10 protein-coding genes are annotated in these 12,041 nt (G+C 64.5%); 9 read left to right on the forward strand and 1 reads right to left on the reverse strand.

Annotated elements, in window-relative coordinates:
* The first annotated feature begins 6 nt into the window (after window positions 1-6).
* The 3 genes from BLT75_RS12735 to BLT75_RS12745 are packed head-to-tail and all read left to right on the forward strand — an operon-like array spanning window position 7 to window position 3,475.
* Window positions 7-1,437 (forward strand): aldehyde dehydrogenase family protein, encoded by a 1,431-nt coding sequence (locus tag BLT75_RS12735; protein WP_093032018.1) that lies wholly within the window; start codon window positions 7-9, stop codon window positions 1,435-1,437.
* Complete coding sequence (gene buk, locus BLT75_RS12740; RefSeq protein ID WP_093032020.1) at window positions 1,434-2,531, forward strand: butyrate kinase; 1,098 nt, start codon at window positions 1,434-1,436, stop codon at window positions 2,529-2,531. Before BLT75_RS12735 ends, buk begins: the two co-directional genes overlap by 4 nt.
* Window positions 2,528-3,475 (forward strand): phosphate acyltransferase, encoded by a 948-nt coding sequence (locus tag BLT75_RS12745; protein WP_093032023.1) that lies wholly within the window; start codon window positions 2,528-2,530, stop codon window positions 3,473-3,475. The genes buk and BLT75_RS12745 overlap by 4 nt, the downstream gene beginning before the upstream one ends.
* On the opposite strand, the gene BLT75_RS12750 is transcribed toward BLT75_RS12745, so the two are convergent.
* On the reverse strand, window positions 3,437-4,327 hold the full coding sequence (locus BLT75_RS12750; protein ID WP_245706508.1) for an AraC-like ligand-binding domain-containing protein: 891 nt from the start codon (window positions 4,325-4,327) through the stop codon (window positions 3,437-3,439). The two genes, BLT75_RS12745 and BLT75_RS12750, sit on opposite strands and share 39 nt — an antisense overlap.
* A 343-nt stretch (window positions 4,328-4,670) precedes the next feature.
* Here BLT75_RS12750 and capB point away from each other — a divergent pair, with 343 nt between their 5' ends.
* From capB to BLT75_RS12780, 6 genes are read left to right on the forward strand one after another with little or no spacing between them, the layout of a single operon-like run.
* Window positions 4,671-6,422, forward strand: a complete 1,752-nt coding sequence (gene capB, locus BLT75_RS12755) for a caprolactamase subunit beta (protein WP_093032029.1) — start codon at window positions 4,671-4,673, stop codon at window positions 6,420-6,422.
* Window positions 6,423-6,449: 27 nt separating this feature from the next.
* Window positions 6,450-8,570 (forward strand): caprolactamase subunit alpha, encoded by a 2,121-nt coding sequence (capA, locus tag BLT75_RS12760; RefSeq protein ID WP_093032032.1) that lies wholly within the window; start codon window positions 6,450-6,452, stop codon window positions 8,568-8,570.
* 9 nt (window positions 8,571-8,579) lie between these two features.
* Window positions 8,580-9,323: an ABC transporter ATP-binding protein gene (locus BLT75_RS12765; protein WP_093032034.1), complete on the forward strand. Its 744-nt coding sequence runs from the start codon at window positions 8,580-8,582 to the stop codon at window positions 9,321-9,323.
* Window positions 9,323-10,063 (forward strand): ABC transporter ATP-binding protein, encoded by a 741-nt coding sequence (locus BLT75_RS12770; RefSeq protein WP_093032037.1) that lies wholly within the window; start codon window positions 9,323-9,325, stop codon window positions 10,061-10,063. The genes BLT75_RS12765 and BLT75_RS12770 overlap by 1 nt, the downstream gene beginning before the upstream one ends.
* A complete protein-coding gene (locus BLT75_RS12775; RefSeq protein WP_093032040.1) occupies window positions 10,060-10,974 on the forward strand; it encodes a branched-chain amino acid ABC transporter permease in 915 nt (304 codons plus the stop codon). The genes BLT75_RS12770 and BLT75_RS12775 overlap by 4 nt, the downstream gene beginning before the upstream one ends.
* 1 nt (window position 10,975) lies before the next feature.
* Window positions 10,976-12,040 carry a branched-chain amino acid ABC transporter permease gene (locus BLT75_RS12780; protein ID WP_093032043.1) on the forward strand — a complete coding sequence of 355 codons (1,065 nt, stop codon included), beginning with the start codon at window positions 10,976-10,978 and terminating at the stop codon, window positions 12,038-12,040.
* The last annotated feature ends 1 nt before the right edge of the window (window position 12,041 follow it).

Consider the following 12,041-nt stretch of genomic DNA (forward strand, 5'->3'; position numbering starts at 1 on the left):
ACTGCGATGAAAATGAACCTCGTTGCCGGGGAATGGGTTGGCGCGTCCGATGCGTCGGAAAACCGCAACCCGGCGAACCGGGCCGACCTGATCGGGCTTTATGCCCAGGGTTCGACGGAGACGGTGCAAGCGGCGGTGGCGGCCGCACAAGGCGCGCTCGCGGATTGGGCGGCCAGCACGCCCCAACGCCGAGCGGATCTGTTGGAAACGGTGGCCCAGGCCATTCTGGCGCGCGCGGACGAGATCGGTCATCTGCTGGCGCGAGAGGAAGGCAAGACGCTGGCCGAAGCACGCGGCGAGGCGATGCGCGCCGGGCAGATCTTTCGCTTTTTCGCGGGCGAGGCGCTGAGGATCTGCGGCGATGCATTGGCCTCGGTCCGTCCTGGGGTGAGCGTCGAGGTGACGCGCGAGCCCGTGGGCGTGGTCGGGATCATCACGCCGTGGAATTTCCCCATCGCGATCCCGGCATGGAAAATCGCCCCGGCGCTGGCCTATGGCAATACCGTGGTGTTCAAACCCGCCGACCTGACGCCGGGCTGTGCGCATCTGCTGGCCGAAATCCTGCACCAGGCGAGGGTGCCTGCCGGCGTGTTCAACCTGGTGATGGGGCGCGGCGCGGTGGTGGGAGATGCCCTCGTGAAACATCCCGGCGTCGATGCGATTTCCTTCACCGGCTCGGTGCCGGTGGGCCGGGCGCTGGCTGCCGATGCCGCGCGGGGTCTGAAAAAGCTGCAACTCGAGATGGGCGGCAAGAACCCGATGGTGGTTCTGAACGACGCCGATCTCGACCTCGCAGCAGAGGTCTGCCTGAATGGTGCGTTCTATTCGACCGGGCAGCGTTGCACCGCGTCGTCGCGGCTGATCGTCGAAGCGGGTATTCATGATGCCTTTGTCAAACGGCTGGTGAAAGGGGCGCAGACGCTGCGCGTGGGCGACCCGCTCGACAGTGCAACCCAGGTCGGGCCGGTGGTGTCTGACGCGCAATTGCAGGGCAATCTCGCCTATGTCAGCCTGGCGCGGGACGAGGGCTGCGAAGTGATCGGCGGCGAGCGGCTGAACGGCAAGGCCGAAGGGTACTTTCAGCGGCCTGCGGTTTTCCTGGGGGCGTCGAACAGGATGCGTTCGAGCCGGGAAGAGATTTTCGGGCCTTGCGCCAGCGTGATCAAGGCCGCCGATTTCGAAGAAGCGCTGACGCTGGCCAACGATAGCGAATTCGGCCTGAGCGCGGGCATCTGCACCGGCAGTCTGAAACATGCGCGCGCGTTTCGGCAGCGGGCAAAGGCTGGAATGGTGATGGTCAACCTGCCAACCGCCGGGGTCGACTATCATGTGCCCTTCGGCGGGCGAAAGGGGTCGTCCTATGGCCAGCGGGAACAGGGACGCTATGCCGCCGAGTTCTATACCACGGTCAAGACCGCCTATGAGTTCGCAGGATGAGCGGGATGGAGGCCATTCTGGCGATCAACCCCGGCACAACGACGACGCGCTGCGCGCTCTACGCGCCGCGCGGCGGTGCGGTGGAACTGCTGGCAGAAGAAACCTTCGAGCATGACGAAGCCGAGATGGCGCAGTTTTCGAACATCGCGGCCCAGCTCGACTTTCGTGCGGCCCAGGTGGCGGCGTTTCTGGACTGGCATCCGGATGTGCGGCTGGTGGCCTGCGCCGGGCGGGGCGGCATGCTGACGCCGGTCCCGGCCGGGGTGATCGAGGTTTCCGACGCGTTAGTCGCTGTCGCGCTGCACCGCCCGGTTTACCAACATGCCAGCAATCTGGGGGCACCGCTGGCGCATCGTATTGCCAGCGCGCAAGGCGCGCGCGCCTTCATTGTCGATCCGGTCAGCGTGGACGAACTGGCGCCCGTGGCGCGGGTTTCGGGTTTTGCCGAGATCCCGCGGTTTTCCTTTGTTCATGCGTTGAATATCCGCGCCTGCGGTCGGCGGCTGGCAAGCGATCTGGGCAAGCCGTTTGACGAATTGCGCGCGGTGGTAGCGCATTTGGGGGCCGGGTTTTCCATCGCGGCACTGCTGGGCGGGCGCCTGGTCGACAGTTCGAACCGGATGGAATCCTCGCCTTTTACGCCGGAGCGGGCGGGCGGCCTGCCACCGCTGCCCCTGATCGAGCTTTGCTATTCGGGGCGCTACACGCGCCAGGAACTGCTGAACAAGCTTTACGGGCAGGGCGGGGTTTACGGGTTGCTAGGCACCAAGGACATCCGCCGCGTAGAGGCGATGATCGCGGCAGGCGACGAGAGAGCGGCGCTGGTGTTCGAGGCGATGCTCTATCAGGTGGCCAAAACGGTGGGCGCAATGGCTTCGGTGGCGGATTTCGATCTCGACGGGATCGTTCTGACCGGTGGATTGGCCAACAGCTCCCGCGTGCGCGGATATCTCGACGGCAAGCTGGCGCGGTTGGCGCCCCTCTTCACCTATCCGGGTAGCGACGAGTGTCGGGCGCTGGCCGAAGGTGCCGCGCGGGTGCTGTGCGGGACCGAGCAGGCGATGCGCTGGCCGCTTGCGGCGCAAGCGGCATGACAGCGGTACGGTCGTTCGCGGCGCTGCGCGGGTTTGCCCGCGCCGCTGCCCCGCTGCGGCCCGTGGTGGCCGGCGGTGAAGCGACAGAGGTAATCGTGGCGCTGGCGACCATGCTGGAGAGCGGCTTGATCGACGGCGCGGTGGTGACTGGCGATTCCGAGGCAATGGCGCCGTTGATGATTCCGGAGTTGCACGGGGCCATCGAGGTCGTGCCGGCTTCTGGCGTCCATGAATGCGCCCGCGCGGCCGTGGCCGCCATTCGCGCGGGGCGCGGCGATGTGCTGATGAAAGGCCATGTCGACAGCACCAGCTATCTGCGCGCGGTGGTCGACCGCGCCGACGGGTTGCGCGACGGCGATGTCCTGTCGAATGTGACGGTGGCGGAAATGCCCTCGCTCGGGCGGCTGATCGCGGCGACGGATAACGGCATCCTGCCGATGCCGACGCTGGAACAGAAGCGTCAGATCGTGCGCAATACCACGGCACTTTTCGCCGGGCTGGGTGTGCGGCCTGTAAAGGTGGCCGCCGTTTGCGCGACCGAAAAGGCCAGTGATGCGATTCCGGCGACACGCGACGCTGAGGCGCTGGCGCGCGGGGGGCTGCCCGGGTTCGAGATCGGCGGGCCGATGGGCTATGACGTGGCCGTGTCGCCCGAGGCGGCGCGGATCAAGGGTCTACAGGACATGCCGGCGGCGGGGGCGGCGGATTTGCTGCTGTTTCCCACAATCGACGCGGCCAATGCCGTGGCGAAGGCATGGAAATTCCACGGGCAGGCGGAAACCGGCTCGATCGTGCTGGGCGCGCGGGTTCCGGTACTATTGAACTCGCGCTCGGATTCGGCGGCGCGGCGGGTGAATGCGCTGCTGCTTGCAGGCGCGATGCTGCGCGGGCGGGCGGCAGCCGGATCAGGCGGGGCGAAGCGCCGCGCTGCGCTGGAACTCTGATGGCGTCATCCCGAACTTGGCCTTGAACAGACGCGAAAACTGCGCCTGATCGGCAAAGCCGAACCGATAGGCCACCTCGGAAATCGGCAGATCGCGCGAGGCCTGGAGCCGGTCGCGCGCGGCCACCAGCCGCTGATCGCGGATCTGCTGGCTGACCGTGCCGTTCACATCCTTGAACAGATCATGCAGGTACCGCTTGGAGATGCCGCAGGCTTCGGCGATGAGATCGGGGGACAGATCGGGGTCTTTCAGGTTGGCGCGGATGTATTTCTCGACCCGCGAGAGATGTGCGGCGCGGACCGAGGAATAGCCGCTTTCGCTCGCGTTCGATGCGTCGTTGAGCGCAAGGCCCAGAAGTTCAAGCAACTGGCGACCGATGGTTTCGCGGGCCGTCGCCGTAAGATCGTCGATCTGGCTCTGCGCGTGGCTGACCATGGTGGCGAAAAGCCCCGCCGTTCCGGTGGTGGCGTCGATGACCCGGGCGCAAAACCGGTCGGGTTGGCGCACCCGCTCGGCCAGCGCCCGGCGGCTGACCTTGAGCACATAGAGATCGTTGGGGCGCTCGTAGAGGAAGCGATAGGGTTCATCGCCACGTTCGATGATGAACCCGCCGGGATCGCAGCGCACATCGCGGCCCAACTGGCGAAACTCGACCGAGGTGGCGCGGGGCAGGGTGACCAGATACTGCTCTTCCTGCGCGCTCCGGATATGCGAGCGACGGCGTTCATAGTTCACCGGATCAGAGGTCAGCCGCGACATGCCGACATGGCCAAGCTCGGAGCGGGTCAGTTCGCCGTCGAACCGTACCGGATCGCGGAATTGCAGCTCGAGCGGAAAATAGGCTTCTGACACTACTGCATTCCATTTGCTGGAACGATGCTGCGGCTCTGTCGCACTCGTCGAAAAGCGGAACGCGGCTGTCATCGATTGGTCCTCCCACCGTGAACGTTACGTCAGGGAGCACGCGAAACCAAAGGAAAACAGGCGTTCTGCGCTCTGCGTCAACTCATCCTGCGCTGGCTGACAAATTATACTGCGCCATTTGCCAAAGCTTTGTGCGCGGATCGTCAAGACCGGAATCGTTTTCCCGTGAACCCTGTTTGGCAGATCGACGTGCGGAAGGAATGCGCCGAATCCGGGAAGAACCAAGACCCGGCTGGCGCGGCTTCTGCACCCAAGCAGAGGACCGGAAACCATGGCAGAACGACAAGTCGACCCGATCACGCTTTCAGTGGTGAGAGGCGTTCTTGAAACCACCCAGCGCGAGATGACGATGGCATTGGAAAAGACCGCACGCAGCTCGGTCTTCAACCTGGCGCACGACTATTCCACTGCGCTCTTCAACCATACACCCGAGATGATCCTGCAAGGACAGGACATTCCGATTCATCTGGGGTCGCTCATCCCGGCGATGAAGGCGGTCAACAAGTTCTTCGATGGCGACATCAACGAGGGTGACCTGATCCTGCACAACGACCCCGACTATGCCGGGTCGCACATCATCGACACGTGCATGTATTACCCGGTGTTCTACAAGGGCGAGCTTGTGTTCTGGACCGTGTGCAAGGGCCACCTGACCGATATCGGCGGGCCGGTTCCGGCGGGATACAACCCCGAGGCCAAGGAGATCTTTGCCGAGGGGCTGCGCATTCCGCCGGTCAAGATCTGGGACAAGGGTGTTCCGCGCAACGATGTACTGAACCTGCTGCTGACCAACATGCGGGCGCGGCGCGACCAGGAGGGCGATTTCAACGCCCTGATCGGCGCCTGCCAGGTGGGCGCGCGCAACCTGATCGCGCTGATGGACAAATACGGCAAGGACGTGGTGCAGGACTGCATCGAAGAGCTTTTGGCGATGGCCAACCGGCACATGTCCGGACTGATCGCCAAGGTCCCGGACGGGACCTATACCGGTACCGCGGTACTTGAGGACGCGGGCCACGGTTTTGGTGATTTCGACATCACCGCGACCGTGACGATCAAGGGCGAAACTTGCCATATCGAAATCGCCAGCCCGCCGCAGATCCCTTATTTCATCAATTCATACGAGGGCAATTCCTATTCCGGCGTCTATCTGGGCCTGATGATGTTTGCCCAGTTGCCGCCGCCCTATAACGAAGGGCTGTATCGCAATGTGACGGTCGACATGGGCCCCAAGGGCACGCTCTGCAACGCCAAGCCGCCCGCGCCGCACATGAACTGCACGACGACACCGATGGAAACGCTCACCGACGCGGTGCGGCTGGCCTTTGAACAGGCGGCGCCGGAGAAGGTTTCGGCCTCCTGGGGTCATGCGAACGGCTGCAACATAGCAGGCTGGGATACCCGGCACGACGAGGAATACGTGACCATGGTGCTGGCCTCGATCATCTCTGGCGCCGGGGCGACGGCCAGCCAGGACGGTTGGCACGCCTGCGGGCCGGAATGCTGTTTCGGCGCGCTGACCAGCGGCGATATCGAGATGCTGGAGCATTCCTATCCGATCATCATCCACGAATACGGGCTGATGACCGACAGCGGTGGCGCGGGCAAGTTCCGGGGCGGCTCGGGCACCCGCTGGGAGGTCGAACCGCTCGACCGCGACATGACGCTGATCACCTTTGGCGAGGGCCGCCGCATTCCGGCGATGGGCGCGGCCGGAGCGAAATCCGCCATGGTCGAGAAAAAGGTCGGTCGTCTGGAAGTCACCCGCGACGGGCAAACCCGGATCATCACCGACAACGTGATCGAAACCATCAAGCCCGGCGAACGCGCGGCCAATATCAATCCCGGTGGCGGCGGCTACGGCAACCCGTTCGAACGCGATGTGCAGAAGGTGGTCGCCGATATCCGCAACGGGCTCGTGTCGATCGAGGGCGCGCGTCTCGACTATGGCGTGGTGATTGCCGACCCAGAAACGCTGACCGTGGACAAGGCCGCCACGGCAAAGGCCCGCGCGGCGGCCTGAAGTCTCTGACATAAAAGGATTATTCTCATGCGTAGCAAATATCGTCTGGGCATCGACGCCGGCGGCACCTTCACCGATTTCATCCTGGCAAGCGCCGGTGGCGAGGTGCAGATCTTCAAGGTCCTTTCAACCCCTACGGAACCGACCAAGGCCATCCGCAACGGGCTGGCCCTGATCACCGAGGAAACCGGGCTGAGCGCGGAAGAGATCGTTTCGAACTCGGATCTCTGCATCAACGGCACCACCGTGGGGCTCAACGCGCTGATCACCCATAACGGCGCCAAAACCGGGTTGATCGCGACGCGCGGCCACGAGGATTCGATTGAAATCCGGCTGGGCCACAAGGAAGACGGCTATCGTTACGATCCCGAATATCCGCCCGCGACGATGCTGGTGCCGCGCCACCTGCGCAAAGGGGTGAGCGAGCGGGTCATTTCGGATGGGTCGGTCCGCACCCCGCTGAACGAGGAGGATGTTCGCGCGGCCTGCCGGTATTTTATCGCCGAAGGCGTGGAATCGGTGGCGATCAGCTTTGTCTGGTCGGTGCTGCATCCCGAACACGAGATGCGCGCGGCCCAAATCGTGCGCGAGATGATGCCGGATGTGCGGTTGACCGTCGGCAGCCAGCTTTACCCGCAGGTGCGCGAATACACCCGGACCTCGACCGCCATCGTGAACGCCTATCTGGCGCCGATCCTGCAACGCTATGTCGAGGCGATCGACTCCTATTTTCGCGAGTTGGGGTCGAAACACCCGGTCCGCTATTTCCAGTCGAATGGCGGGCTGGCTCTGGGCAAGGTGGTGACGGATCAGTCAGTATACGCCATCAACTCTGGCCCCGCTTCGGCACCTCAGGCGGCACTCGACGTGGGTGCGCCCTGGCGTGAGCAGAACATCATCACCTGCGACATGGGCGGTACCTCTTTCGACATCACGCTCACCAAGGACGGCAAGGCCAACGTCAACAAGAACATCGACTTCCTGCGCTATCGCATTGGAATTCCAATGATTCAAGTGGAAACTCTGGGCGCTGGCGGCGGCTCTATCGGCTGGATCGACGAGATGGGTCTGATGCAGATGGGGCCGCAATCGGCCGGGTCCGAGCCGGGGCCGGCCTGCTACGGCCAGGGCGGCGAGCGGCCGACGACGACCGATGCCAACCTGGTGCTGGGCTATCTCAACGGCGATGGCCTCGTTGGTGGGCGGCTGCCGCTCGACATCGGAAAGGCCCGTGCCGCGATCAAGACGCATCTGGCCGATCCGCTGGGGATCAGCGTGGAAAAGGCCGCTTACGGCATGTTCACCATCGTCAACAACAACATGGTGAACGCGATCCGCCGGGTTTCGGTGGAACGCGGTTATGACCCGCGCGATTTCGTACTGATGGGCGCGGGCGGGGCGACCGGGGCTCATATCACGGCACTGGCGCGCGAAATGGGCATTTCCAAAGTGCTGATCTCGAAACTCGCCTCGGGGCTTTGCGCCTATGGGCAGATCATTTCCGACGTGAAGTACAACTATATGGCGCCGGCGCCGCTGCGGCTTCAGGGCGCGGCAGCCGCGAAGACGCTGGACGGGCTCTTCAAAGGGCTCGAGGCGCGTGGCCGCGAGGATCTGGCGGGCGACGGGTTTGGCGAGAGCGATATCTCGATCCGCCGTACGCTCGACATGCGCTATGTCGGGCAAGTGCATGAATGCACTGTTGAAATCGGAAATTTCGAGGTGACCGAATGCGCGCTGGATGACATCAAGGCGGCGTTCCACGCGCGCCACCGCGAGCTTTACACCTATGACGAGCCGCATAGCGCCGTCGAGGTGGTGAACGTGGAAAGCGCGATAGCCGGCCATGTCGACAAACCGCAGCGGATGCATATCGCGGCCGGCAAAGGTGCTGCTTCGGCGCTGAAAACCTATCGCGATATGGTGTTCAGCGCTGACGGCGCGTCCCAGAACACGCCGGTCTATGATGGCGCGGCGCTGGGGGCCGGCGATGTGCTGCACGGGCCGGCGGTGATCGAGGAGGTGACGACGACCATCGTTGTCGAGCCGGGCTGGGCGGTGAACCTGCATGAGACCGGAACCTACGTTTTGACGGCGGATGTCTTGGCCACGCGCGCTGCGCTGGCCCAAGAACTGATCGAGGCGTGAGCGGTGGGGATGGGCGGCGATAACAGGTGCTCCCTGGCTGCGTCCGGGGTGACGGTGGCGTTCGGCGGCTTCAAGGCTCTCACCGACGTGACGCTCACCGTGACCCCGGGCGCGGTCCATGGGCTGATCGGTCCGAACGGCGCAGGTAAGACGACGCTGGTGAACGTGTTGACCGGGTTCCAGGCGCCAAGCACGGGGCACATCCTGCTCAAGGGGCGCGATGTCAGCACGCATCCCGCGCATCTTCTGCGCCGTGAGGGCGTGGCGCGCACATTCCAGGCGGGGCGGCTGTTCACCGGTCTCGACGTGCTCGACAACCTCACGGTGACGGGTGTGGGGCTAGGCCATTCGCGCCACGCCTCGGAGGTCGAGGCGATGCGGGTTCTCGACTGGATGGGCGTGGCCGATCTGGCCGAGAAACCCGCCGCCGGGCTGCCCTATACCGACGAGCGCCGGGTTGGCATCGCCCGCGCGCTGATGTTCGCGCCCTCCTTTCTGCTGCTCGATGAACCGGCGGCGGGCATGTCCGAGGCCGAGGCCGACGACCTCGCCGCGCTGATCGCCCGGGTGGCGGACGAGCTGGGCATCGGAGTTCTGCTGATCGAACATAATGTCGGGCTGGTGCTGTCGGTCAGCGCGCATGTCTATGTGCTCGATGCCGGGCAGGTGATCGAGGAGGGTGACCGCGCCGCGATCACTGTCAGCCAGCGGGTACGAGACGCCTATTTCGGCGCCGATCAGGAGGCCGCGTGATGTCGAAGCTGGGGGTGTTCGATATCTCGGTACGCTACGGCAAGGTGCCGGCGGTGAACGATCTGACGCTGCATGTCGAAGAGGGCGAGCGCGTCTTTGTCTCAGGGCCGAATGGGGCGGGCAAGTCCTCGCTGCTCAAGGCGATCAGCGGCGCGGTGGCGACAAGCCATGGCCGTATCGAGATGGATGGCGATCTGTTGACCGGCCGCGCGCCCGAGGCGATCGCCCGGCTGGGGCTGTCGATGGTGCCCGAGGGGCGCGAGATATTCTGCTCGCTGACGGTCGAGGAGAACCTGCGCGTGGGCACCGGGCTGCGCCGCGATGCCGACGCGGTGGACGTGGATATCGCCGAAATCTACGCCAGCTTCCCGATCCTGGGCGAGCGCCGCAGCGCGGCGGCGGGTGCGCTGTCGGGTGGACAGCAACAGATGCTGGCTATCGGCCGGGCACTGATGACGAACCCCAAGCTGATCATGGTCGACGAACCCTCGCTGGGGCTGGCGCCGAAGATCGTGGACCAGGTCTATGACACGCTCTGCGCGTTGCAGGAGGAACGCGGGCTGACCCTGCTCATCGTCGAGCAAAGCTCGCTGCGCGCGGCCCGGGTGGGCGGGCGCATGGTGCTGATGCGCGGCGGGCGGATCGTGAGCGAGGGCAATGCCGCCGACATGGCCGACCGCGATGCGCTGGCTGCGGCCTATTTTGGCCAGTCCGGCAAACAGACGGAGACGGCAACATGACCAATTTTGCCCAGCTTTTCTTTGATGCGACCTCGCTTGGCGGGCTCTATGCCATGGCGGCGCTGGGGATCGCACTGATCTTCGGGGTGATGAACCTGGTGAACTTCGCGCATGGCGAATACATCGCCTTTTGCGTCTTCGCCCTGATCGTTCCCTCGACCGACGCGGTGGCGGTGATGTTTCTGGGCCACGCGCCAGCGCTGATCCTGATCCCGGTGATCCTTGCCCTGGGCGGGCTGGTCGCGGTGGCCAGCGAATATGCCGTATTCCGGCATTTGCGGCGGGCCGATCCGGTGGCGATGATGATCGCCTCTTTCGCGCTGGGTTTCGTGATCCGAAACGCGTTGCTGGCCGCTTATGGCGGGCGGCCCAAGGCGATCAGCCTGTGGCCCGGGCTGAATATGCCCGTGAATATCGCCGGTGCCAGCGTACCGCTGTTGCAGCTGATCGTGATCGTAACGACCCTGCTGGTGGTGACCGGGCTGGCGCTGTTGCTGAAAAGGACCCGGATCGGGCTGGAAATGCGTGCCGCGGCCGAGAATTTCACCATGGCGCGGCTGTTGGGGGTGCGGGCCAACCGGGTGATCACCGGGGCCTTTGCCCTGTCGGGCGCGCTGGCTGCTGCGGTGGCGCTGATCATGGTGACGCAGACCGGTGTGGCCGACGTGAAGATGGGCGGGCAGATCATGCTGGTGGCCTTTATCGCCACGGTTCTGGGCGGTCTGGGCTCACTTCCCGGCGCCGTGGCTGCCGGGTTCCTGGTGGGCATCGTTTCGGTTGTCTTGCAGGCCTGGCTGCCGCTCGAGGCGCGGCCGTTCCGCGATGCCTTTCTCTACACGCTGGTGATCGTCTGCCTGCTGCTGCGGCCGCAGGGGCTGTTCGTTCCCGCATCTGCCAAGCCGAGGGTCTGACATGCAATCGCAACACGCAAGCAATCGTATCGCGGCCTATTCGACGCCGGTAATCCTGTCGGGTCTGCTTCTGGGCCTTGTCGTGCTGGTGGCGCTTTTCGGCGACAAGGCGCTGGCGCGTACCGCGGCCGAAACCCTGGTGCGGGTGGTGCTGGTGGTCTCGCTCTGGATCTTTGTCGGCAATTCGGGCGTGATCAGCTTTGGCCACGCGGGATATATGGCGATCGGCGCCTATTGCTCGGCCTGGCTGACGCTGAAACCGCAATCCAAGGCGCTGTTCCTGCCCGATCTGCCCGACTGGCTAATGCAGGCCCAGTGGCCAGTGTTCCCTGCGGCCATCGCGGGTGGGGTTCTGGCGGCCTTCATCGCGCTCGTGTCAGGTGCGGCCATCCTGCGGCTTTCGGGGATCGCCGCCTCGATTGCCACCTTCGCCTTTCTGGCCATCGTCAACACCGTCTATTCCAACTGGGAGGGGGTGACGGGGGCGACCAGCTCGGTCGTGGGGCTGCCGCGATACGTGGATCAGTGGGTGGCGCTGGGCTGGGCGGTTGCGGCGATCCTTGCGGCCAATCTCTATGCCAATTCCGCCTCGGGACTGGCGCTGAGGGCCACGCGCGAGGATGAGGTGGCCGCCCGTGCAAGCGGCATTGACATGTACCGACACCGGCTGCTTTCGCTGGTGATCTCGGGGTTCTTCACCGGTGTGTCCGGCGCGCTGCTGGGTCATTCCATCGGCGTGTTGAACCCTGACAGCTTCTATCTGGGGATCACCTTCATTTCGCTCGCCATGCTGGTGGTGGGTGGCATCGGCAGCCTGTCGGGTGCGGTCATGGGGGTCTTGCTGCTGTCCCTCCTGATCGAACTGCTGGTGCGGGCCGAGCAGGGCGTGGCCATTGGTGCGACGCATTTCGCGATCCCCTCGGGCAGCCAGGAAATCCTGATCGGGATTGCGATGATCCTTGTGCTGATCGTGCGGCCCAACGGGCTGACTGCCGGTAAGGAATTCAAACTGAAGCCCCAATGGCTTCGCCAATCGCGCATGTACGGCGCGAAATCAACCAACTGAG

The organism is Ruegeria marina, assembly GCF_900101475.1.
Classification (GTDB): domain Bacteria; phylum Pseudomonadota; class Alphaproteobacteria; order Rhodobacterales; family Rhodobacteraceae; genus Ruegeria_B; species Ruegeria_B marina.